This is a genomic window from Streptomyces sp. ID05-26A, from assembly GCF_033794685.1.
Taxonomy (GTDB): Bacteria; Actinomycetota; Actinomycetes; order Mycobacteriales; family Pseudonocardiaceae; genus Lentzea.
The window spans coordinates 189,955-212,080 of the sequence record NZ_JARAYZ010000002.1 but is presented as its reverse complement, the minus strand read 5'-3'; the positions used below and the strand labels follow the sequence as shown (position 1 = coordinate 212,080).

Below are 22,126 nucleotides of genomic sequence, written 5' to 3'. Positions count from 1 at the left end.
GACGCCGCCCGCTACCAGGCACTGCTCATCGGTGCGTCGCCGGGCGGCGCCGAGGCCTGGCAGGTACTGCTCTGGTCGAGGACGTGGCCACCCGTTTCCCCGGCCTCGTGTCCGGAAGGCGGGCGCAGCCACCGCACTCGGCGGTCGTCCTGCCCGTCACCCCGGTCCGCGACGGCGTGCCCGCGGCCCTGCTCGTGCTCGGCGTCAACTCCCCCGCTCGACGACGGTTACCGGCAGTTCTTCGACCTCATCGCCGAGCGGATGTCGGCCACCCCGACGAGGTCAAGATGACCGCGCTGAACCGGCGCGGGCGTGAGGTCGTCATCCGCGTGGTGTGCAGTTCGTTGCGCGGCAACGGCGGCGAACCCGGTGGGGCGGTCCTGGTCGTGGAGCGGCAGAACGACTGAGCCGTGTCACCGATGAGTTCTCGGCGTCTCGGCGGTCCACACCTCACCAACGGAAGGAATGCGCCATGCGGAAACTCGTCTACGGGATGAACCTGAGCCTCGACGGCTACATCGCCGCGCCGGACGGCGACATCAACTGGGGCGCGTCGAGTGACGAGCTGTTCCAGTGGTGGCTCGAACAGGAGCAGGCGATCGAGGTGTTCCTGTACGGGCGCGGGCTGTGGGAGACGATGAGCTCCCACTGGCCGACGGGTGACCAGCAGCCGGGTGCCACCGCGGCACACGTCGCGTTCGCGCGGAACTGGCGTGACACGCCGAAGGTGGTGTTCTCCTCCACGGCGATCGACGAGACCCGCTGGAACACCCGCGTGGTGACCGGGGACGCGATCGCCGAGATCACCCGGCTCAAGGCCGAGGACGGCGGACCGATGAGGGTCGGTGGTGCGGCATTGGCCGGCGCGGCGATGCGGGCCGGGCTGGTCGACGAGTACGAGGTCGTCACCCACCCCGTTCTGGTGGGCGGCGGCAAGCCGTTCTTCACCGCGCTCGACAGCGCGGTGGAGCTGACCCTGGTGGAGACGAGGGCGTTCCCCGGCGGGGCGGTCCTGGCCAGGTACGAGAGGCGTTGAGCACGGAACGGTCACGGTCGTCGTTTCGTCAGCTACAGTCGAGGTGAGCAGTTCAGCGTGCAGCTGCGTCCTCACATCCCATGCCGGATGGCGAGAGACGAGGAGTCTCCGCTGTGCTTGAAACCTTCCGCCTCGCTCTGCAGGTGCACCGCGAGGTCCATGCGCTCTCCGTGGTCGTGCGAGCTGTCGGCGAGATCGACCAGGACACCGTGGCCGCGCTCCGGCGCGAACTGCGCGTCGCCCTGGCGATCGCCACACCGCCGTTCCCCGTGGTCGTCGACCTCTCCGGGGTCACCTTCCTCGGATCCAGCGGCCTCAACGAGCTGCTGGCGCACCAGCGCCGAGCCCATGCCGCCCGGATCCCGTTGCGGGTCGTGGCCTCGCACAGGGCCGTGCTGCGCCCCATCACGGCGTCCGGGCTCGACCAGGTGTTGGAGGTGCTTCCGGACGTCGAACGCGCTCTGCGTGCGAACCAGGGCGGCAGAACGGCCGGCTGATCGAATTCGCCGGAAGTTTCGCCCCGATGTCGTGGGGTACGTTCACCACGACGAAGGGTGCACCATTTTGACGAACGGCGAAAAGCCTCCGGACATCTCCCGTGTCCTGGAACTCGACGGCGCTGTTCCCGACATCGCCGAAATTCGCCGATGGGTGATTTCGACCCTGTCCGCACTGCACGACGACGATGCCGGCGACGTGTTGCTGGTGATCACCGAACTGGTGACGAACGTCTACGACCACGGTCGTTTTCCCGCACAGCTCCACCTGCACGAGTGGTCGAAGCCGCGCGTCGTCGGGATCGAGGTCGACGACTCGTCGTCGAAGCGGCCGGTGCTCAAGGCCTGGTCGGCCGATTCGGTGCGGGGCCGCGGCCTGATCCTCGTCGACGGGCTCGCGCAGCGGTGGGGCGTCGTGCGGCGGGCCCTCGGGAAGTCCGTCTGGGCGCTGGTTCCCTGCCCCGGCACGCCCTGACTACGGCCTGCGCCTCCTGGCGGGCAGCGCGTGAAGTGCGAGGAGGGCGTCGGACCGGTTCGTGAACATCGCGAGCTGCCGGTCGACCATGGTCATCGCCAGCGGCCGCAGCACGGCGGACTGGTTCGCGACGACTCCGACGGGAATGCCGTCGATCTCGGCCCGTTCCTGCACGGTCAGCAGCAGGTTGATGCCGGAGGAACCGAAGAGGCTCACCGCGCGCAGGTCCACCGCGAGCCCGGCCGGAGCCTGGTCGAGGACCTCGAGCGTCCTGGTGAGCGGCTGTTCCGCGCTCAGCATGTCGATCTCGCCGGTCAGTTCGACCACCACGACACCGCCGAGGGTGACGATTCTGGTGTTGAGCACTTCCGGTGGCTCGTCGAAATGGTGATTCATCGTGACGCTCCCGTCGGCCCACCGCGAAAAGCGCCGACGCGAGCCGCTGCCCCACCCGGAAAACCCGTGATTTTACCTCGCCTGAATGATCGAAGTTTCCGAAATCCCCACCCACGCTATGCCCATTTGCCGTGAGGTACAACCGCAGCCACGTCACCAGGCAGGAGTTCACCCCAGCGTCACAAAACCCGAAGCGCGCTCACGTCCGCCGGGGGTCGACTTGTCTTTGCCTAGGTCTGCCGGCGCTCGATTCGGGGTACCCCACTTCCCATGGTCGACAACACCGCAGGCGAGTCCACCCCCGGCACGTCCGCCGGCGGCGACCTGGCCACTCAGCTGACCGACATCGCGCGCGCCCTCCAGCGGCAGCGAGGTGAGCAGCAGACGCTGGACGCGATCGTGCACGCGGCGGTCGGCACCATCCCGGGGGCCGGGCACGCCGGCATCATGACGGTGCGGGACAAGAAGGAGATCCTCACCGTGGCCACGACCGGAGCCCTGCCGTGCGACGTGGACCAGGCGCAGTACGACTCCAGCGAGGGCCCCTGCCTGACCGCCCTGTTCGACCAGGTGATCGTCTCCGTGCCCGACGTCGTCCACGACGACCGGTGGCCCGAGTTCGGGCGGCGCGTGGCGGAACTGGACGTCGGCAGCATGTTGTCGTTCCAGCTGTACGTGCAGAACGAGGACCTGGGCGCCCTCAACCTGTACTCGCACGAGACCGCGGGGTTCGACGAGGAGTCGCAACACGTCGGCAGCCTGTTCGCGGGCCACGCGGCGATCGCGCTGGCCGCCGCCCAGGAACGCGATCAGCTCGCGGCGGCGGTGCACACCCGCGACCTGATCGGTCAGGCCAAGGGAATCCTGATGGAGCGCCACAAGCTGAGCGCCGACCAGGCGTTCGCCGTGCTCACCCGCACGAGCCAGCACACCAACGTCAAGCTGCGCGACATCGCCGAGCAGCTCACGAGGACCGGCAAGCTGCCGAACCCAGGCCGCTGACACGGAATCCGTTGCCCGCCAAGGACACGGGCGCCGGGCAGGTCGCGCGTGTTGCGACTGCCGGCCGCCGCGCTCGAGACCCACCACGACTGGCAGGAGGAGTGGCGATGACCAAGCCGGAACCCGACCGCGTGACCGCCGAGAGCGAGCTGGAGGACGCCGACATCGGTGGTGAGCACACGCGCCCCACCGTGGCCGACGAGAACCCCGGTGGACCGCACCGGGGCCGCGACGAGGCCGAGCCCGAAGGCCGGGGTGGTGACGGCGGAATGGATCCCGCGTGACGACCGAGTCCGACACCGGGCCGCTGGCGGAAAGACCGGACCCCGCGTCACGACCAAGTCCGACACCGGGCCGCCGGCGGAAAGACCGGACCCCGCTTCACGACCAAGTCCGACACCGGGCCGCTGACCGAAGACGGACCCCGCGTCACGAACGAGTCCCACAACCGGGCTGACTGGACCTCGCACAGCAATCGGTTCTCCAACGTCGGGAGGCGAGCCTCAGCTCGCCCCCCGACGTCGTCTCAGGCGCCCGTCGCCTCGCCGGACACCCGCTGCCCGGACTCACGGGCATGTCCGCCGACGTCCCGCGCCGCGTCCTTCGCCTCTCCCGCGCTGGTCTGCGCGGCGTCCGCGGCGACCTGCTTCACCTCGCCCGCCGCCTCGGTCACGGAGGACTTCACGTCCTCCTGGAGGTGCCGCGCCGACTCCGTCAGGGCTTCCTTCGCGGGTTCCACCACGTCGCTGAAGCTGTCGGAGAGTTGGTGCACCGCCTGCTTCTCGGCGTCGGTGCGGGGCAGCACCGCCGCGAGCAGCAGACCGCTGCCGAACGCGATGAGCCCTGCGGCGAGCGGACTTCCCTGCGTCTGCCGGGCTACCTGGCGCGGTGCGTCCTGCACCGCCTGCACGGCCTGGTCCGCCCGTTCGGCGACGGCGTGCCCGGTGTCGTGTCCCTGCTCCCGCACCGTCGACGCGGCGTCCGAGGCAGTGCCCATCACTCGCTCCTTCATCGACACAAGTCCTTGCCGCACACCGCGGACGCGCCGCTGGGCGATGCTCTTGGGACTGGCGTGGTCGACGAGCCGGTTGGCGTCGGCCCGCAGCTCCGCGCGCGTCACCTCGATGTCACGCCTTATCTGGTCGGGTGTTTCGCCCATTCCGCGTCCTCCTTCAGCGTTTCGACGGTGCGTTCGGGTTTCGGGTTCACGGTGCGGAGCTTGGCGCGCCCGGTGGAGTAGAGGACTCCGCCGGCGATGCCCCAGATCGCCGCGACGATCATCGCGGCCCACCCGAGCGGTATGACCGCACCGAGCGCGAACACCAGCGCGAGGCTGACCAGCACGGTGGTCATGTAGCCGGCGAACCCCGCGGCCGCGAGCATCCCGGTCGCCTTGCCCGCCTTGGCGGCCTCCTGGCGCACCTCGGCCTTGGCGAGTTCCAGCTCCTGCCGCATCAGCTTGGACAGGTCACCGGTGAGCTCGCTGACGAGATCACCCAGCGACTCCCCCGCACCGTCCACTCGCGACGGTGGTGGCATCTCAGGGACCGACATGCGGCACCCCCGCCGGCGGGATCGCGGGCGCCGGAGGGATCGCAGGCGTCGTGGGTGCCGGACCCGCCGTCAGCGGTGCGCCGTAATCCCTTGCCGCGGCCGGGTTCTCCGCCGCGACGGGCACCACACCACCTTGGTTCTGCGGCTGCTGCCGCGGGCTGTCGTCACCGCCCCCGGTCGCACTCTTGGCCACCCGGCCGACCAGGAACCCGGCCACCACGGCTCCCAGCAGGAACGTGCCGGGCTTGCGCCGGGCGTAGTCCTTGGCCGAGTCGAGCAGGCCCTGCGCACCCCGTTCGTCGAGGAACCGCGCGGCCTGCCTGCTCGTGTCCGCGGCGCCCTGGATCGCACCGGCGGACATCGAGTCACCCGGCGCGTTGCCGGCCATCTCACCCAGCTCGTCCGCGATGCGGCCGAGCTGCTTCGAGACGCGGAGCGCCTGCTCCTCCGCTTCTGCCGCAACGCGTTCGCGCACGTCGCGGACGACGTGGCGCGCCTGGGCCGCAGTCTCCTGGGTCACGTGCGATGCCTGGTCACGGACAGTGCTTCCCACCTGTCCGGCGGCTTCCTTGGCGTGCTGCGCGACCTCGGAGCCCTCGTCCCGGGCCGCCGTGCGCACTCCACCCATCTGATTCTCAGTCACGGCTGACTCCTCAGCTCATCGTCGTGTCCTGGCTTACGAGCTACCCTGCGGATTCCGCCGCAAACGAGGTCAGTTCGAGAAAGTTCCCGCAGCGACGAATGCACGACGAGGGTGAAGACGTCCCACGTAGTACCTGGCGCGCAACGACTTCCGCGACGTGAGCGCGACTCAGTCCGCGGACTCCACCTTCACGACGAGCCCGCGCACCGCGAGCACCGTCGCTTCCGGGCTCTCCAGCAGCGCGAAGTCCGCGTCGACCGGCCCCGCACCCCACCGGATCGGCCTGTGCGCGGTCAGCCGCACCTCGCCGTCCGGCTGCGTCACGACGGCGCCGTCCTGCTCCAGCACGATGGTGCCGCCGTCCTCGGGTCCGCCGGAGTCGGGAAGCTCGGCGGTCAACCGGATCTCGGACAACGAGTCCCCGTCGCACTCACCCGTGAACTCCAGGAGCATCGTCTTGGAGCGCAGCGTCACCTCGGCGCGCTCGGCATGACAACGAGTTTTGGTCATGGGCCTGCGTACCCGTGTCGTGCCGTAAAAAACTTCACGTTTGGCGGGCTTGCTCGCGGCAACCCTTCGGACATCCAGACGAAGGCGGGGGAGGCACGCGGATGAACGCGTTGCGATCGTTGCGTTCCATCGCCCGTGAACACGCGGTGACGGCGAAGCTCGGGTTCCGGCTGCTCGCGGACCCGGTGTGGCGCGAGGCGGATCCTGACGAGGGCGGCGGGCTGGGAGTGCTGCTCGTCCCCGGTTTCGGCGCGGCCGACGTGTCGCTGAGCTTCGTCAGCACGTGGCTCGGCCACCGCGGCTACCGTCCCGGAGGCGCCCGCATCGGGTTCAACCTGGGCTGCACCACCGAGTTGGTCGACCGGATCGAGCAGCGGCTCGAGGAACACGCGGACGCCACCGGCGGACCGGTCGTGCTCGTCGGGCACAGCCGCGGCGGTGGCCTCGCCCGGCTCGCCGCCGCGCGCAGGCCCGACCTGGTCCGCGGCCTGGTCATGCTGGGCAGCCCCGTGGTCGACCCGTTGGCCGCGAATCCGCACGTCATGCTCGCGGCCAGGACGCTCGCCCGGCTGGCCGCGGTCGGAGTGCCCGGCCTGATGAACCACGAGTGCTTCAACGGCATCTGCCACGACGACAGCGTCCGGTCCCTGGCCGTGCCGCTGACGATCCCGGCGGTGTCGATGTTCTCGAAGTCGGACGAGGTCGTGCCGTGGCGGTTGAGCCAGGACCCGTCGGCCGAATGCGTCGAGGTGGACAGCACCCACATCGGCATGGGCCTCGCACCCGACGTTTACCGCGTTCTGCGCGAGCGGCTCGCGGCCTGGACGCCGGCGTACGCGGCGGCCTCACGCGCCGGCTGACCCTCGATCGACTGCTCCGGACCCCATCACTCCTACGCCGATCGGCCGTCGCCGGGAAACGACCGGGAGTTCTAGGTTTGCTGGTGTGACCGGGCAGGGGGAACCTCACTCACGGCGCATGTTCGCGCCCGGTGTCACCGTGGTGGCGGGCTTCGTGCTGCTGGTCGGCAACCCCTGGCTGAACCTGGAGATCGCCGGCGCGACGGTCGGCGCGGACTCGATCTCCCGCTTGGTCAGCTTGGTGGTGGCGTATCCGGTCTGGCACGTGGACGTCGATCGGGCCGGGCCGTTCCTGTTCTGGTTCGCGAACTTGCGGACGGCGCTGTTCTTGCTGCTGGCCGTCGCGGGGCTGTCCAGGGTGCGGCGCTGGGTCGCCGAGACCGCGGGCGGCATCGGTCTGTTCGTCACCACCGTCGGGCTCACGACGCTGAGCGCCGTGTCCGCCGGGCTGAGCTCCGGCCTGGTGACGGTCGCGCTGTTCGACGCGCGCACAACCGCCTCCTACGTCGGCGATTCCGAGGAGTTCTTCCTGACCCAGCTCGGCTCGTCGGCCGTGTTCGGCGTGCTGTTCGGGTCGGTGATCGGCGCCGTCGTGGCCGTGCAGCGCAGGAGACCGGCGCACCGCGAGCCTCGCACCAAAGCACCGAAGTCGTTGTGGTGAAGGGGAAACGATGAGCCAGCCGACCGCCTTCTCCCCCGACGACACGACCCGGTACCTGTGCGTCGCGGCCAGGACGGACGAGGGCTTCGCCGAGCGGATGACCAGGGCCCTGGTCATCGACGACCTGCACGCGGTGGCGCCGTCGGTCGGGTTCTCGCTGCGCCCGGTGCTGCTGCACGCGCTGGCCGGGATCCGCCAGCGCCGCGTGCGTGACTGGAGCCTGCTCGCGGCGACGGCGCTGGCACTGGTCCTCTCTCCACTGTGGACGATCCTGGCGCTGGCGCTGGTCCTCCCCGTCGCCGGCGCCCTCGCCAGGCGTGCCTCCGAGTCCCGCAGACTGCGCGACGCCGTCACGGCGCTCGGCGTGCTGGCGGTCCTGCTGCTGGTGACCGTGTCGATCGTGTCCGCTCTCGGCACCGCCCCGGCGGCAACGCGGTCCCGGCCACGCCCGGAGCCCCCGGTCGACGACTGGCTGGTCGGCCTGCCCTGGCTCGCCCTGCTGACGGGCCTCGGCATGTACGCGCTGGTCGTCTGGAGCGAGTGGCAGACTCGCCGGACGCTGCTGAGCGAACTCACCTGGACCGCGTTCCGCCCGGAGTCGGCGCCCGCGCTGCCGGCGAGCCAGGCCTGGCTGACGGACCGGCTGGCGGCGATCGACGAGACCGAACGCGGCAACGTGACGGTCTACGACGGCTTCGACCCGTTCCTCGGCCACGGTCCGCTCGTGTCGACGTGGTCGTTCGCCCTGCCGTCCCTGCGACCGGACTCCGAGCCCGGCACCGAGAGCGTGGTGCCGCTCGACACCGTCGAACTGGTCGCCCACGTGCGAGACCGCTTGGCGGGCATCGGGGTGGAGCCCGACGAACTGCCCGGCCTGTTCCTCACCGAGCGCGCGTTCGTCAGCGGCAACGCCCTCACCATGCACCCGGCCCTCCTCCCGGAACGTGACCGGCCACCGTTGCCGCACCTGTCCGGCGAGGACCTCGACCGGCTCGCCGCACGTCCCCACGGTTCGGCGAGGCACTACCTCTGCGCGCAGGTCCCGTCGTGGGGCAGTGAGGTCGTCGCGAGCACGTTCCTGCACTTCTCCACCGACGGCAGGCTGCTCTACCTGCAGTGCGACCGGACCGTGCTGGGCCCGTTGTGGCAGCAGTACCACGACGTCGACCGGATCAGCCCGGTCCTCACCGCGGGCGCGATCGGCCGCATGCTGGCCAGAGCGGCGAGCGGGCTGTCCGGCGCCGTGCCGCGTGCCCCGTTCCGGGTGGTGCGCGACCTGACCTTCCACTGGCGCTGGTCACGACACCGAACCGTGGAACGCGCGATCGCCCAGCAGGACCTCGGCTACAGCTACGGCGCCCGGTTCAGCGTCCGCGAGGAGGCCACCGACACCAACTACCACAACTACTTCCAGAAGACCGACGCCGCGAAACACCTCAAGCTGATCGAACGGCACGTGCTGGCCGCGCTGCTCGACTTCCTCGACGAACGCGGTGTGGACACCACCGAGTTCCGCAACCGCCAGATGACGATCCTCAACCAGGGCGTCATCCAGACCGGCGGCATCAGCAACGTGGGCAACCAGGCCATCGGCAGCGAGGCCACCGCGACGACCCACTTCCCCGCCCCCGAACCCGCCGCGGGCAAACCGACGTGACAGAAGGAATCCCCATGCCGGACAACTCCCCGAACTACGGCATCCAGCAGTCCGGCGGGGTGAGCAACGTCGGCAACCAGGCAGTCGGCCAGCACGCCCGCGCGATCAGCCACGGCCTGCGGTTCACCGCCGCACCGGCGACGAACGAACTGGTGACCCAGCTGATGACGTTGCTGGAACGCCACCGCGAGGAACTCCCGGACGCGGTCGACGAGACCGCCGCCGAACTGCAGGACGAACTGGAGTCACCCGAACCCGACCGCGGTGTGATCGCACGAGTCCTCGAGCGGCTCAACGGAATGGTGAAGCCGGTGGCGCCGCTGGTCGAGACCGTCGGCGAACTGACGAAGGCGGTCGACACGGCGTTCGGCGGCTGACACCCACTCGACTCAGCCGGCGCCGGCGGCTCTCCGCGCGTCGTGGTGGGCCGCCATCCGCACGGGCGCGTTGACCACACCGAACCCGCCGTAGCCACCGATCCGTTGCACCACCTCGAAGAACACCCTCGCGCCGACGAGTTCGGTGTAGAAGTGCAGGTACTCGCCACGCTCGTCGCGGTCGTACAGCACGGACTGCCCGCGCAACTCGTCGATGCGAGCGGCGGCCATGCCCGTCCGTGCCGCGAGGTCGTCGTAGTAGTTGTCCGGGATGTCGAGCAGACGCGCACCCGACTCACGAAGTGCCTTCGCGCAGGCGACCGCGTCAGTGCAGGCGAACGCGATGTGCTGGGGCGCTTCGACGGCGGGCGCCCACCCTCCGCGCCGCACCAGCGCGGCGTCCAGGGTGAGCCGCACTCCGCCGCCGCTCACACCGCGGCCGCGCACCAGCCCGAACGGGGCCGCGAACTCCGCAGTGGCACCGGGTTCCAGGCCCAGCACCGAGCGGTAGAAGAGCGTCGCCTCGTCGAAGTTGTCGAACGGCTGGGTGAGCGCGACGTGGTCGATCCCGGTGATCCCCGCACCCGGCGCGGACTCCCCCGTCGGCAGGAAGTCGCCGATCCAGTCGTCGTCCGCGCACAGGAAGATCTGCGTTCCGTCTGGGGTGGCGATCGCGGTCAGCGGCGCCTCGCCGGGCCCGGCCGTCCGCGCCAGAGGTGGTGCGAGCAAAGCCTTCGCGCGCTGTGCCGCCGCTGCCGGGTCCGGTACCGAGAGGCCGAGCGCCCCGATGGCGCCGGGCTCGCCCTCCGCGTTCACCAGGACCCGTGCGTCACCCTGGGTCCACAGCTCCACCGGTTTCGAGCGGTGCAGGCCGGTCCGCGCGAACCCCAGCGCGGCGAGGTCCGACTCCCCCACGACCTCGGCGAAGGCGTAGCCGCTGGAGACGGGTGCGGCCGGAACGTCCAGCAGCCCCAAGGAGTCCCGCAGGCTGACCAGGGACCGCATCGCGTCGACCGCGGCCCGGTACGGGTCGGACTGGCGGAAGACGTCGTTGAACACCTCCAGCGAGAGCGGGCCGCGGTAGCCGGCGTCGAGCACGTTGCGGGTGAACGTCTTCAGGTCGAAGTCACCCTGGCCGGGGAACAGCCGGTGGTGACGGCTCCACTGCAGGACGTCCATCGGCAACGTCGGCGCGTCGGCCAGTTGCAGGAAGAAGATCTTCTCGCCGGGGATGGCGCGGATCGCCCGTGGATCGTCCCCTTTGGACAGGATGTGGAAGCTGTCGAGGCAGACGCCGAGTGCGGGGTGGGCGGCGCGGCGCACGATCCGCCACGCGTGCTCGTAGCCGTTGACGAACCTCCCCCACGCCAACGCCTCGTAGGCGACGCGCAGACCGCGTTCACCGGCACGGGTGGCGAGCAGGTGCAGTTGCTCCGCAGCGAGATCGTCGTCGTCGATGGCGTCCGGTGACACGGACGAGCACACCAGCACGGTGTCCACACCCAGTTCGGCCATCACGTCGAACTTGTGCCCGGCACGGCGCAGGTTGGCGGCGAGCACGTCCGGCGGTACGGCCTCGAAGTCGCGGAAGGGCTGGTACAGGTCGATGGTCAGGCCCAGGTCGGCGCAGTGGCGCCGGATCTCCGCCGGGCTGCGGCGCGACCCGAGCAGGTCGTTCTCGAACAGCTCGACGCCGTCGAAGCCCGCCTCGGCGGCCGCGGCGAGCTTGTCGTCGAGCGTGCCGGACAGGCACACGGTGGCGACGGCGGTACGCGGGTCAGGACGCATGCGCGGGTTCCCCCTCCAGCTCCTCGAAGTGCGCGAGCATGCGGTCGGCGTCCGGTTCGGCGCCGGTGAACAGCCGCAGCGACTCGGCGGCCTGCAGCACGACCATCCCGCCGCCGTGCAGCACGCGGCAGCCCTTCGCACGAGCGGCCGCGAGCAGCGCGGTCTCCAGTGGCCGGTAGACGATGTCCGCGACCCAGAGCCCTTGGCGCAGCAGCGACTCGTCGATCGGCAGCCCGGGATGCGCGGCCATGCCGGTGGGTGTCGCGTGGACCAGTCCGTCGGCGGTCCGCACGGCCTCGGGACCGCAGGTGACGGCCCGGCCGGCGCCGAACCGGCGTTCCAGCGCCGCCACCAGCCGTTCGGCGCGTTCGGAGTCGACGTCGTGCACGCCCAGGCGACCGGTGCCGAGCGACAACAGCGCGTGTCCCACCGCGGCACCCGCCCCGCCCGCGCCGAGCAGGACGACGTCGTCCCTGCGCGCGTCCGGGAGGCTCCTGGTGAGGCTTCGGGCGAAGCCGGTGGCGTCGGTGTTGTGGCCGATCGCCCTGCCGTCCTCGAAGACCACGGTGTTGACCGCGCCCAGTGCCTCGGCCTCGGGGACCAGTTCGTCCAGGTGCGGGAGGACCGCCTGCTTGCCCGGATGGGTGATGTTCAGGCCGTCGAACCCCTCCGTCCGGGCCGCGGCGAGCACCTCGGCGACCGGTGACCCGAGCTCGTCGAGGTCCAGCAGGCGGTAGGTGTAGGCCAGTCCGAGCTCACCGGCCTCGCGTTCGTGCAGCGCCGGACTCAGCGACGGGCCGATGCCGGAGCCGACGAGCCCGATCAGGTAGTGGGTCACCCGGCCTCCCCAGTAATGTACGAACTAGTGAGTTCACGGTAGCGCACCCGGCCCGCCGGCGGGAAGGGCCTAGAATTGGCTGGTCATCCGCAGATCGAAGGGGGCCTGGTGGCCGCACCGTCGTCGTCCGATGCCGAGCGCCAGCGGGACAAGGACCGCACCCGCGCCGACATCCTGGACGTGGCCACCCGGGAGTTCGCCGACAAGGGCTACACGGGCGCGCGCGTCGACGAGATCGCCGAGCGCACCAGCACGACGAAGCGGATGATCTACTACTACTTCGGCGGCAAGGAACAGCTCTACATCGCCGTCCTGGAACGCGCCTACTCGGCCATCCGCGCCCTCGAGGCCGAGCTCGACGTCGAGCACCTCGCCCCGGAGGACGCCATCCGCCGGCTCGCGGAGCTGACCTTCGACCACCACGAGGCGCATCCCGACTTCATCCGGCTCGTCAGCATCGAGAACATCCACCGCGCCGAGCACATCGCGCGCTCGGAGGTGCTGGCCGGCCTCGCCAACCCGGCGCTCGACGGGCTGACGCAGATCCTCGAACGCGGCCGCGCCGAAGGCCGGTTCCGCGACGACGTCGACCCGCTCGACGTGCACATGGTGATCAGCGCGTTCTGCGTCTTCCGGCTCGCGAACCGACACACGTTCGCCGCCATCTTCGGCCGGGACATGCTCGACCCGTCCCGGCGCGAGCACCACCGACGCATGCTCGGTGACATGCTGGTCGACTACCTGACCAGCTGAAATCTGACCCTTGACACACGGGGGTGGTGTATCCGACCTTGTATTAACTAACTAGGTCGTACATGGGAGTACGCCGTGACCACATCGATGGCCCGCAAGACTGCGCTGGCAGCCTGGATCGGCAGCGCCCTCGAGTACTACGACTTCTTCATCTACGGCACAGCCGCCGCGCTGGTCTTCAACAAGGTCTTCTTCCCCGCCACCTCGCCGGCCACGGGCACCCTGCTCGCGCTCGCCACGTTCGGCGTCGGCTACCTCGCCAGGCCCCTCGGCGCGTTCGTCCTCGGCCACGTCGGGGACCGCTTCGGCCGCAAGAAGGTCCTCGTGTTCACGCTGCTGCTCATGGGCGTGGCGACCTTCGCGGTCGGCTGCCTGCCGACCTACGCCACGGCCGGGGTGCTGGCGCCGATCCTGCTCGTCGTCCTCCGGCTGCTGCAGGGACTTTCGGCGTCGGGTGAACAGGCCGGCGCGAACTCGATGTCGCTGGAGCACGCGCCGGAGCACCGCCGGGCGTACTTCACCAGCTTCACGCTGAGCGGCACGCAGGCCGGGCAGATCCTCGCCACGGCGATCTTCCTGCCCGTGGCCGCGCTCCCCGAGCAGGACCTCCTGACGTGGGGCTGGCGCGTGCCGTTCTGGTGCAGCGCGGTCGTCGTGGTGGTCGGGCTCGTGATCCGCAGCAAGATCGACGAGACCCCGGAGTTCAAGCGCACCAAGGCGGCCAAGCTGCCCGTCGCCACGTTGTTCCGCACGCACTGGGCCGACGTCCTGCGCGTCGTCGTCGCGGCCACCATCGCCTCGGTCAGCACGATCTTCACCGTCTACGCCCTGAGCTACGCGGTGAACACGATCGGGCTGGCACGCACGCCCATGCTGTGGGTCGGCGTCCTCGCCAACGTCGTCGCGCTGGCCGCGATCCCTTTGCTCGCAAGCCTTTCCGACCGGATCGGCCGCAAACCGGTCTTCCTCGCCGGCTGCGGGGCGTGCGCGATCCTGATCTTCCCCTACCTGTGGTCGATCTCCATCGGCTCGTACGGGCTGGTGTTCGCGCTCGGCATCGTGCTGTTCGGAGTCGCGTACTCCGCCATCAACGGCATCTGGCCCTCGCTGTACGGCGAGATGTTCAGCACCGAGGTCAGGCTGTCCGGCATGGCGATCGGCACGCAGATCGGGTTCGCCATCGCGGGCCTCGCCCCCAGCGTGGTGGCGGCGATCGGCTCCGGTCGTGACGACTGGATCGGCGTCGCCGTCTTCACCGCGGTGGTGTGTGCGGTGAGCGCCGCGGCGATCGCCACCGGCCGTGAGACGTTCAAGCGCCCCACGGCGGAACTCGGTCGCACGGCACAAGAATCACACGTGCCCGCAACGGCCTGAAGCGTGGCCGTGCGCACCCCCTGTGCGCACGGCTCACTTCGCCAGCACGGTGAGCAGCCTGGCGACCTCGTCGCGGACCGCGTCCCGGCCCGGTGCCAGGTAGCGGCGCGGGTCGGTGAGCTGCTCGCGTGCCCCGAGCACCGCGCGGACCGCCTCCGTCAGCACCTGGTTCAGCCGCGTCCCGATGTTGACCTTGACGATGCCGGCGGCGACCGCTCCCCGCAGTCCGTCGTCGTTCACGCCGGACGAACCGTGCAGCACCAGCGGCACGGGGACCGCGAGCGCCAGAGCGGCGATCAGGTCCTCGTCCAGCACCGCGCTGCGGTCCGTCATGGCGTGGGACGAGCCGACGGCGACGGCGAGCGAGTCGACGCCGGTCGCCGCGACGAACGCCGCCGCCTCACCGGGGTCGGTGCGCACGCCGGGCGCGTGGGCACCGTCCTTGCCGCCGACCTCACCCAGTTCTGCCTCGACGAGACATCCGTTGGCGTGGCAGCGTTCCACGACCGCGCGAGTCCTCGCCACGTTGTCCGCGTAGCCGAGCTTGGCGGCGTCGAACATGACCGAGGTGATGCCCAGGTCGAGTCCCTCGTGGATCAGGTCCTCGTCCTCGACGTGGTCGAGGTGGACGAGCACGGGCACGGTCGCGTCGGAGGCGAGCTGGAGGCACGCGCGGGCGAACGGCGCGAGCGTTCCGTGGTAGCGCACGGCGTTCTGGGAGATCTGCAGGATCACCGGGAGGCCGCTCAGTTCGGCACCGGCGACGATCGCCTCGGCGTGCTCGATCATGATCGCGTTGAACGCGCCCACCGCACGGTGCTCGGTCCGCAGACCGCCGAGCAACGTGGTCCATTCCGCGGTCATCGCGACTCCTTCACGGTCGTCAGGGGAATCCAGCGGGCCCTCGCCTCGCGGTCGATCTCTCCGGCCACGGGTCTCAGCACGGCCGCCGCGGAGGTCGCCACCACGTCGGCCAGGGCGGCGGGCCAGTCGACCTCCCTGCCCGCCCGGGCCAGGTGCAGTGCGAGCGCGGCGGCGGCCGCGTCACCCGCGCCCGTTGGGTTGCCGGTGACCACCTCGGCCGGGCGGGCGTGCCACGTGCCCCGGGCGGTCACCGCGGTCGCGCCGTCCGGGCCGGCGGTGGCGACCACGGCCGCCGCTCCTCCGGTCACCAGATCCTCGGGACGTGCGGCGAGTTCCGCCAGTTCGTCCTCGTTCGGCATCAGCACCGCCCCGCTGGACGCGGCCGCGCGCAGTGCCGCACCGGACACGTCCGCGATGACCGGCACCCGGTACTCACCGCACAGCCGTGCGAGCTGGGCGGGCACGTCCGGGTCCATCGAGGCCGGCACGCTGCCCGAGATCACGACGGCACCCGCACCTGCTTCGAGTTCTTCCCGCAGCGCCGCGAGAATCTTCACAGCAGCCTCTGCGAGAGCCGGAAAACCGTTCTCCTGCAACATCGTCGTGCTGCCGTCGTCGGCGACGACCGCGATGGTCCGGCGCACCGACGCGAGGGCGGGCACGAGCCGATGGGCGATTCCCAGTTCCTGCAGGCCTTTGCGGAACTCGTCCGGCTCCGCGGTCGTGGTCAGCGCCAGCACGAGACTGTCCTCGCCCAGTGCGCCGACCACGGCCGCGACGTTCACGCCCTTCCCGCCCGCCCGCGACCGCACCTCCGGCACGCGGACGGTCTCCCCCACACGGAGGGCCCGCACGCGGTAGGTCACGTCGATGGCGGGGTTGAGCGTGACGGTGACGATCCGGCCCGTCACGTCGTCGTCCCGGCGGCCGGAACCGCCTCGCTGCTCTTCTCCGCGCGGTAGACCATCAACGTCGACCCGGCGAGGGCCAGCACGATGCCCGTGACCTGGAAGGCGCTGGGCTGGGCGCCGAACACCAGCAGCGACAGCACGATCGTCAGCACGGGGGCCAGTGCGTTCGTCACCGGTGCGACGATCGAGGCCTTGCCGCGGCTCATGGCCATGACGAGGAACAGGGCGCCGACGGCGTTGAGCAGCTGGGTGCCCGCGGTGAGCGCCGGGGCCTGCCACGGGAAGTCCAGCGGCAGCCCGCCCATCATCAGCAACGCCACCGGGATCAGCACCAGGCCGCTGATGGTCATCCAGCCGAACGTCGTCGGGTCGTCGACACCGGCGACCGCCGCCTTGCGCATGAAGAACGCCTGCACACCCCACGCCACGCAGACGAGGACCGCGAGCAGCAGGTAGAGCCAGCCGCTCTCGGCCGAGTCCCCGGTGGACACCGAGAACAGCACCACGGCGACGAGTGCGAGGACCACGCCCGTCCACGACAGGACTCCGAGCCGTTCACGCAGCAGTCCGAACGCCATCAGCACGGTAATCGCGGGTGACAGCGCGACGATCGGGAAGATCACGTACGCGGGCCCGATGGTCAGTGCCTTGAACAGCAACAACTGTCCGCCCGCACCGGTGAGCCCGATCAGCAGCCCGTACCCGGCGGCCGTGCGACTGCGGTCGAACTTCTTGCCGCGCAACGAGACCCACGCGGGAATGAGCATCGTCAACGACCACACGACGTACACCATCGGGTCGGGGTACGCGTAGAGCTTCGTGGGCAGCGCGGAGAACGCTCCCCACACGCCCCAGAACAACACCAGCAGTCCCGCGTAGGGGACCCAGCTGTTCGCGCGGAAGAACGAGGTGGACACGCCGGATGTGGCCATTTTCGGCTCCTCAGAGGGAGAGCGTCGCGGGTGAGATCTGCTCTGCCCGCAACGGGTGTCCGTGCAGGCGTGCCGCGTGGAGTGCGGCGCCGATGTGCGGTTCCAGCAGGGGTTCGCGCAGGTCGAAGTCGCGGCCGAGCGACTCGCGGAAGGACGCCAGCACGTGCGCCGAGCCGAACATGCCGCCGGAGTACGACACCGGTACCTGCTGGGAGGCGGGGAACTCCAGCGCCTCGCGGCCGATGTTCACGAGCAGCGCGAGCTCCTGGCCCGCCTGGCGCAGGATCCCGGCGGCGACCGCGTCACCGGCGTCGGCCGCCGCGACCACGATCTTGCTCAGGCTCGCGATCCGGCCCCGGTCACCGTTCCAGCGCATCATCACGACGTCGATGGCGTCGAAGTCCGCGGCCAGGCCGAGAGCCGTGCGCATCTCGCCGACCAGTGGCCCGACGGGCAGTCGTCCGTCGACCATGCGGCTGAACGCGTTGAGGCCGTTGATCGCGACCCAGTAGCCGGACCCCTCGTCCCCGAACAGCTCGCCCCAGCCGCCCCCGCGCCATTGCCTGCCGAGGTGTTCGCCGTAGGCGATGGAACCGGTGCCCGCGACGACGTTGATGCCGTCGATCGCGCCGAGTGAACCGGCCCAGCCGCAGATCATGTCGTTGCCGCAGCGGTAGTGGTCGCCGCCGAGGATCCGCGCGGGCAACGCGTCGAGGAGCGGGACGTCGCCGCTGATCTCGCCGTAGGCGGGCAGGCCGAAGAACGCGTAGGTGATGTCCTCGACGGAGATGCCCGCGGTGCCGCAGACCTCGTCGATTCCCCGGCGCAGCAGGGGTTCGACGATCGGGAACCCGTCGTTGAGGTAGTACACGCTCGCGGTGCGGGCCTCCGCGACCACGCGGCCGTCCAGGTCCACCAGGCAGAACGCGGTCTTGGTGCCTCCGCCGTCGACTCCGAGGAACATCTCAGCTCACTCCTTCCGGGAAGTCGTGGATGACCACGCCCTGCACCACGCGGTTGACCTCGCCGCCGGGGAACGGGTTGTCCGGCGTCAGGTCCAGCGCGAGCGAGCACGCGAGCGCCGTGGCCTGGGCCGTGATCACGGCGACCAGAGCCCACGCGGACGGCGAGGAGACCTCACCGCCGACCGGCCACACCCGCGCGCCACCGCAGTCGGCGGAGTCCGCCTCGCCCACCACGACCACCCGATCGGCGCCGAGCGACCGCACGAGCTCCCGTGCGATGTCGACGTCGTAGGAACGCGAGTACGGATCCGTGGAGAGGAAGACGATCGCGATCGTGCGGTCGTCGAGCACGGACTTGGGGCCGTGCCGGAATCCCAGCGACGACTCGGCGATGCCGACGACCTCACCGCGGGTCAGTTCCAGGCACTTGAGCGCGGCCTCCCGCGCCAGTCCCCGCAACGGTCCCGACCCCAGGTACACCAGGCGGGACGGCTTGGCCCCGGCGATCGCCGACGCCCGTTCCGCGGCTCCGTCGAGCACCGCGGATCCCTGCCGTGCCAACGCGTCGACGTCGACATCGAGGTTGAAGGCCAGCAGCGCCGCCAACGCCATCCCGGTGAACGACGACGTCATCGCGAAGCCGCGGTCGTTCGTCTCCTCCGGCAGCGCGACCACCACGGCGTCTTCCGCGCCGGACCACCGTCGAGCCAGCTGCCCCCGCGGGTCGCACGTGATCACCAGGTGTCGCAGTCCGGGTGCGAGCCGGTGCAGGAGTTCCGCCGCCGCAAGGGATTCGGGGCTGTTGCCGCTCCTCGCGAAGGACACCAGCAGCACCGGCCGGTCGTCCACGACCGCTGCCTGCGGGTCGGCGACGATCTCCGTGGTGGCGATCGCCTCCACCGGCCTGCCCAGGTGCCGCGCGATGGCCGGCGCGACGACCTCACCGATGAACGCCGACGTGCCCGCACCGGTCAGGACGACCCGTGTCCTCGCGTCGGCCAGTGCCGCGCCGACCAGGCCGTCGACCGGCGAGCGGGCCTGTTCCACCGCCTCTGCCACGCGCGGCCAGGTGGCGGGCTGCTGACGGATCTCCGCGGCGGTCCAGCTGGTGCCGAGCCCACGTTCACCCATGGTGTCGCCTTCCGATCCCCAAAGCACTTCCCCGGCGCATTCGGACGATTTCTTCGAATGCCGTTGAGCGGTGCATTCGTACGTCCGGCGCTGCGCGAGCAGCAAGGTTCGCCGCCCAAATGAGCATTTCGAATGAGCGTTTGGCCGTGTCAGCCCAGCTCAGAAGACCGCCGGAGCGAGCAGGGCGTGAGCGATCGCTCACGGGAAAGAGTTGTCGTAGGCTCCGCGCATGGCCGAGCGGAAAAGGCGGACGACGCGCGCCGAACGGATGTCCGAAATACTGCAAGTGCTCCGGGAAAGCGGTTCCCTGCAGGTCGGTGACCTCTGCGCGCGCCTGGGCGTCTCCTCCGCGACGCTGCGGCGTGATCTGGCGCAACTCGAGGAACAGCGGCTGCTGACGAGGACGCACGGCGGCGCGAAACCGCAGGGCGGCGTGAACGAGGTGCCGGTGCGGTACCGCGGCGGCCGTTCCCGGGACGCGAAGCGGGCGATCGTGCGTCAGGCGGTCCGCATGCTGCCGTCGGGGTCACACGTCATCGCGCTGACCGGAGGGTCGACCACGAGCGAACTCGCGAAGCAGCTACCCGGCCGCGCCGACCTGACCGTGGTGACGAACGCGCTGAACATCGCGATGGAGATGGCGTTGCACCCACGACACAAGCTCGTGGTCGTCGGCGGCGTCGCCAGACCCCGTTCCTACGAGCTCGTGGGCCCGTGGGCGGAGCACGTGCTGGCGTCGATCAGCATCGGCACGGCGTTCATCGGCGTCGACGGCATCGACGCCGCCGCGGGCATCACGACGCACGACGAGAACGAGGCGCGCACCAACCACGCGATGCTCAGCCGTGCCGCGCGGGTCGTCGTGATGGCCGACGGCAGCAAGCTCGGCAAGGCCACGCTCGCCCGCATCGCCGACATCCACGACGTCCACGAGGTCGTCACGGACATGTCCGCCGATCCCGTTGCGGTGGCGGCGATCCGGGCGGCCGGGGTCCACGTCACGGTCGTCGAGGTGGCGTCGGCGAAGAACGGCTGACGCCGCCGGTGCACCGGGTCCTCCTGGTGCACCGGCGAGGTGAGTCACTTGGTCAGGGGCACACGGGTGAAGTCGACCGGCACGTCGAGCGCCACGTTGATGTAGTTGGTGAACACGTTGAGGGCCACGTGCGCCACCGTCTCGACGATCTCCTCCTGGCTCAGCCCGGCGTCCCGCGCGGCCTGGACGTCGGTGTCGGCGATCTGCCCGCGCTTCTGGACCAATGCGGTGGCCAGCGTCAGCACGGCCGAGGTGCGCGGGTCGTCGGACTTGCCGCCCTGGGCGCTCGCCATCTCCTCGGCGGTGGCGCCGGCCTTCCTGCCGAGCATGGTGTGCGCGGAAAGGCAGTAGTCACAACGGTTCTGGTCGGCGACGGCCACAGCGACCATCTCACCGATCTTGGCGCCGAGCGTGCCGCCGCCCAGGGCGCCGAACTGCGCCCACATGCTGTTCAGGGCGGCGGGCGAGTGCGCGACGGCCTTGAACATGTTGGGCACCACGCCGAAAGCGCCCTTGATCTGGGCGAGGGTCTCGGCGCGCTCGTCGGTGATCTGGTCGGGGTTGGTGAGCTCGATGCGGGACATGGTGTTTCTCCTTCTCGGGTGGGTGTGTCAGGTGCAGGTGCCGTCGATGGCGCAGACGGCGGGCGGAACGGCGCCGTCGAGCAGCCGGGTGACGGCCGAGGCCAGCGACATGTCGTCGACGGGGCCGAGTTTCTGGCCGCGCAGCATGCCGTCGCGGTCGATGAGGACCGTGGTGGGCGTGCCCTGCATGCGGTAGCGGCTGAACGTGACCGGTGCGGGGTGCGCGCTGCGGAGCGCGTCGACGCCGACCGGGAAGGGGATGCGGTACTCGTGCAGGAACGCCTTGAGACTCGTCGGGGTCATCGCCTGGTGGTGTTCGAACACGGTGTGCAGGCCGACGACGACGAGATCGTCACCGAACGCCCTCGACAGCCGGACGGCCTGCGGCAGGGCGTGGCTCACGCAGCTGGGACACAGCATCTGGAACGCCTCGAGCACCACGACGCGGCCGTGCAACTGGGCCAGGTTCAGCGGGTCGCTGTTGAACCATTCGGTCGTCTCCCAGGGCATCGCGGGCGCCAGGAGTCCGCTCGACGGGGACAGGAGCAGGCTCACGACGTCACCACGCCTTGCCCGCGTAGGGCTGCGACCACAGCGCGACCTGGAGCGTGACGGCCTTGAACCAGGCCTGGTGCATCGCGTCGACCTGATCGTCGTCGTGCCCGCCGGCGGCCAGGAACGGCCGGATCGTCGCGGTGATCGGATAGATGAACGCGATGATGTGGCGCAACGGGATGTGCGGCACCGAGTCGGCGTGGTCCGTCTGGTTCTTCTTCAGATCGGTGTGCCGCAGCGCGATCTCGTGCTGGTAGGCGAGCCAGCGCTCGTCGTACGGCCGCAGGCAGGTGTCCATGATCCAGCGGCCGAACCGCGCCCGCACCCGTGCCAGGTAGTCGCCGATCGGTTCGCCCTGCGGGGTGGAGAAGTAGGCCACCAGGTGCGGATGTGCTCCGACGAAGCCGTACCAGACGTCCAGCACCTGCTCGATCTGTCCACTGAGGACTTCACCGGCGACCCGCAGCGCCTCCTGGTCCGCGGGTCCGAAGAGGACGCTCGCGAGCAACCCCTCCAGGTCGGCCGCCGTGACCGGGGACGGCGGAAGACCCGGGTCGTCGTGGGTGTAGCCGGGTACGGGTTCGGGGAACGTCATGTCGCTTCCTTCACGGAGTCGAAGAAGCCGGGCGAGCGGTACTCTGTCACAAAGTAAGTAGGAGTCCTACCTACTTTGTTCCCGAGGTGATCCAGGTCTCACCACGAACGGCACGTACCATCGACGCGGAAA

28 protein-coding genes are annotated in these 22,126 nt (G+C 70.2%); 13 read left to right on the top strand and 15 right to left on the bottom strand.

Annotation, left to right across the window (positions count from 1 at the left end):
- The first annotated feature begins 83 nt into the window (after positions 1–83).
- The 4 genes from PV646_RS16675 (at position 84) to PV646_RS16660 (ending at position 2,008) form a co-directional block, all read left to right on the top strand.
- Positions 84–407 (top strand): hypothetical protein, encoded by a 324-nt coding sequence (locus PV646_RS16675; RefSeq protein WP_500342781.1) that lies wholly within the window; start codon positions 84–86, stop codon positions 405–407.
- Positions 408–472: 65 nt separating this feature from the next.
- Positions 473–1,036: a dihydrofolate reductase family protein gene (locus tag PV646_RS16670; protein ID WP_500342779.1), complete on the top strand. Its 564-nt coding sequence runs from the start codon at positions 473–475 to the stop codon at positions 1,034–1,036.
- A gap of 113 nt (positions 1,037–1,149) precedes the next feature.
- Positions 1,150–1,533, top strand: a complete 384-nt coding sequence (locus PV646_RS16665) for an STAS domain-containing protein (RefSeq protein ID WP_500342777.1) — start codon at positions 1,150–1,152, stop codon at positions 1,531–1,533.
- A gap of 67 nt (positions 1,534–1,600) precedes the next feature.
- A complete protein-coding gene (locus tag PV646_RS16660; protein WP_500342775.1) occupies positions 1,601–2,008 on the top strand; it encodes an ATP-binding protein in 408 nt (135 codons plus the stop codon).
- On the opposite strand, the gene PV646_RS16655 is transcribed toward PV646_RS16660, so the two are convergent.
- Positions 2,009–2,404, bottom strand: a complete 396-nt coding sequence (locus tag PV646_RS16655) for an STAS domain-containing protein (protein ID WP_500342772.1) — start codon at positions 2,402–2,404, stop codon at positions 2,009–2,011.
- Between the two features lie 270 nt (positions 2,405–2,674).
- Here PV646_RS16655 and PV646_RS16650 point away from each other — a divergent pair, with 270 nt between their 5' ends.
- On the top strand, positions 2,675–3,406 hold the full coding sequence (locus PV646_RS16650) for a GAF and ANTAR domain-containing protein (RefSeq protein WP_500342770.1): 732 nt from the start codon (positions 2,675–2,677) through the stop codon (positions 3,404–3,406).
- A gap of 107 nt (positions 3,407–3,513) precedes the next feature.
- A complete protein-coding gene (locus PV646_RS16645; RefSeq protein ID WP_500342767.1) occupies positions 3,514–3,690 on the top strand; it encodes a hypothetical protein in 177 nt (58 codons plus the stop codon).
- A 242-nt stretch (positions 3,691–3,932) separates the two neighbouring features.
- On the opposite strand, the gene PV646_RS16640 is transcribed toward PV646_RS16645, so the two are convergent.
- The 4 genes from PV646_RS16640 to PV646_RS16625 all read right to left on the bottom strand — a co-directional run bounded on the left by PV646_RS16640 (position 3,933) and on the right by PV646_RS16625 (position 6,113).
- On the bottom strand, positions 3,933–4,565 hold the full coding sequence (locus PV646_RS16640; protein WP_500342765.1) for a DUF3618 domain-containing protein: 633 nt from the start codon (positions 4,563–4,565) through the stop codon (positions 3,933–3,935).
- The gene (locus PV646_RS16635) at positions 4,541–4,960 is read right to left on the bottom strand and encodes a phage holin family protein (RefSeq protein ID WP_500342763.1); all 420 of its coding nucleotides are present in this window, start codon (positions 4,958–4,960) and stop codon (positions 4,541–4,543) included. Before PV646_RS16635 ends, PV646_RS16640 begins: the two co-directional genes overlap by 25 nt.
- A complete protein-coding gene (locus PV646_RS16630) occupies positions 4,947–5,603 on the bottom strand; it encodes a hypothetical protein (RefSeq protein WP_500342759.1) in 657 nt (218 codons plus the stop codon). The genes PV646_RS16635 and PV646_RS16630 overlap by 14 nt, the downstream gene beginning before the upstream one ends.
- Positions 5,604–5,771: 168 nt before the next feature.
- Complete coding sequence (locus PV646_RS16625) at positions 5,772–6,113, bottom strand: hypothetical protein (protein ID WP_500342757.1); 342 nt, start codon at positions 6,111–6,113, stop codon at positions 5,772–5,774.
- Positions 6,114–6,214: 101 nt separating this feature from the next.
- Here PV646_RS16625 and PV646_RS16620 point away from each other — a divergent pair, with 101 nt between their 5' ends.
- From PV646_RS16620 to PV646_RS16605, 4 genes are all read left to right on the top strand, one after another.
- The gene (locus PV646_RS16620; RefSeq protein WP_500342754.1) at positions 6,215–6,973 is read left to right on the top strand and encodes an alpha/beta fold hydrolase; all 759 of its coding nucleotides are present in this window, start codon (positions 6,215–6,217) and stop codon (positions 6,971–6,973) included.
- A 118-nt stretch (positions 6,974–7,091) separates the two neighbouring features.
- Positions 7,092–7,634, top strand: coding sequence for a hypothetical protein (locus PV646_RS16615; RefSeq protein WP_500342751.1), 543 nt, complete (start codon positions 7,092–7,094; stop codon positions 7,632–7,634).
- Positions 7,635–7,644: 10 nt separating this feature from the next.
- Positions 7,645–9,291: an AbeC-like domain-containing protein gene (locus tag PV646_RS16610; RefSeq protein ID WP_500342749.1), complete on the top strand. Its 1,647-nt coding sequence runs from the start codon at positions 7,645–7,647 to the stop codon at positions 9,289–9,291.
- A 14-nt stretch (positions 9,292–9,305) separates the two neighbouring features.
- Positions 9,306–9,668: a hypothetical protein gene (locus PV646_RS16605; RefSeq protein WP_500342746.1), complete on the top strand. Its 363-nt coding sequence runs from the start codon at positions 9,306–9,308 to the stop codon at positions 9,666–9,668.
- A 12-nt stretch (positions 9,669–9,680) separates the two neighbouring features.
- On the opposite strand, the gene PV646_RS16600 is transcribed toward PV646_RS16605, so the two are convergent.
- Together PV646_RS16600 and PV646_RS16595 are read right to left on the bottom strand one after the other, a co-directional pair.
- A complete protein-coding gene (locus tag PV646_RS16600) occupies positions 9,681–11,456 on the bottom strand; it encodes a sugar phosphate isomerase/epimerase and 4-hydroxyphenylpyruvate domain-containing protein (protein ID WP_500342744.1) in 1,776 nt (591 codons plus the stop codon).
- Positions 11,446–12,294, bottom strand: coding sequence for a shikimate dehydrogenase (locus tag PV646_RS16595; RefSeq protein WP_500342743.1), 849 nt, complete (start codon positions 12,292–12,294; stop codon positions 11,446–11,448). The genes PV646_RS16600 and PV646_RS16595 overlap by 11 nt, the downstream gene beginning before the upstream one ends.
- A gap of 108 nt (positions 12,295–12,402) precedes the next feature.
- Here PV646_RS16595 and PV646_RS16590 point away from each other — a divergent pair, with 108 nt between their 5' ends.
- Together PV646_RS16590 and PV646_RS16585 are read left to right on the top strand one after the other, a co-directional pair.
- Complete coding sequence (locus tag PV646_RS16590; RefSeq protein ID WP_500342740.1) at positions 12,403–13,047, top strand: TetR/AcrR family transcriptional regulator; 645 nt, start codon at positions 12,403–12,405, stop codon at positions 13,045–13,047.
- Between the two features lie 87 nt (positions 13,048–13,134).
- Positions 13,135–14,421 (top strand): MFS transporter, encoded by a 1,287-nt coding sequence (locus PV646_RS16585; protein WP_500345019.1) that lies wholly within the window; start codon positions 13,135–13,137, stop codon positions 14,419–14,421.
- A 33-nt stretch (positions 14,422–14,454) separates the two neighbouring features.
- On the opposite strand, the gene PV646_RS16580 is transcribed toward PV646_RS16585, so the two are convergent.
- From PV646_RS16580 to PV646_RS16560, 5 genes are read right to left on the bottom strand one after another with little or no spacing between them, the layout of a single operon-like run.
- On the bottom strand, positions 14,455–15,285 hold the full coding sequence (locus PV646_RS16580; protein WP_500342738.1) for a class II fructose-bisphosphate aldolase: 831 nt from the start codon (positions 15,283–15,285) through the stop codon (positions 14,455–14,457).
- The gene (locus PV646_RS16575) at positions 15,282–16,196 is read right to left on the bottom strand and encodes a 1-phosphofructokinase family hexose kinase (RefSeq protein ID WP_500342737.1); all 915 of its coding nucleotides are present in this window, start codon (positions 16,194–16,196) and stop codon (positions 15,282–15,284) included. Before PV646_RS16575 ends, PV646_RS16580 begins: the two co-directional genes overlap by 4 nt.
- On the bottom strand, positions 16,193–17,128 hold the full coding sequence (locus PV646_RS16570; RefSeq protein ID WP_500342733.1) for a DMT family transporter: 936 nt from the start codon (positions 17,126–17,128) through the stop codon (positions 16,193–16,195). Before PV646_RS16570 ends, PV646_RS16575 begins: the two co-directional genes overlap by 4 nt.
- A 10-nt stretch (positions 17,129–17,138) precedes the next feature.
- Positions 17,139–18,092, bottom strand: a complete 954-nt coding sequence (locus PV646_RS16565; RefSeq protein ID WP_500342730.1) for an N-acetylglucosamine kinase — start codon at positions 18,090–18,092, stop codon at positions 17,139–17,141.
- 1 nt (position 18,093) lies between these two features.
- The gene (locus PV646_RS16560; RefSeq protein WP_500342727.1) at positions 18,094–19,224 is read right to left on the bottom strand and encodes an SIS domain-containing protein; all 1,131 of its coding nucleotides are present in this window, start codon (positions 19,222–19,224) and stop codon (positions 18,094–18,096) included.
- A 229-nt stretch (positions 19,225–19,453) separates the two neighbouring features.
- On the opposite strand from PV646_RS16560, the gene PV646_RS16555 reads away from it, so the two are divergent.
- A complete protein-coding gene (locus PV646_RS16555) occupies positions 19,454–20,260 on the top strand; it encodes a DeoR/GlpR family DNA-binding transcription regulator (protein ID WP_500342726.1) in 807 nt (268 codons plus the stop codon).
- A 44-nt stretch (positions 20,261–20,304) separates the two neighbouring features.
- Here the strand turns inward: PV646_RS16555 and PV646_RS16550 are convergent, their stop codons facing one another.
- From PV646_RS16550 to PV646_RS16540, 3 genes are read right to left on the bottom strand one after another with little or no spacing between them, the layout of a single operon-like run.
- Positions 20,305–20,844, bottom strand: a complete 540-nt coding sequence (locus PV646_RS16550; RefSeq protein WP_500342725.1) for a carboxymuconolactone decarboxylase family protein — start codon at positions 20,842–20,844, stop codon at positions 20,305–20,307.
- A 27-nt stretch (positions 20,845–20,871) separates the two neighbouring features.
- Positions 20,872–21,399, bottom strand: a complete 528-nt coding sequence (locus PV646_RS16545; protein WP_500342723.1) for a redoxin domain-containing protein — start codon at positions 21,397–21,399, stop codon at positions 20,872–20,874.
- A 4-nt stretch (positions 21,400–21,403) separates the two neighbouring features.
- A complete protein-coding gene (locus PV646_RS16540) occupies positions 21,404–21,994 on the bottom strand; it encodes a protoglobin domain-containing protein (protein ID WP_500342721.1) in 591 nt (196 codons plus the stop codon).
- Positions 21,995–22,126 lie beyond the last annotated feature (132 nt).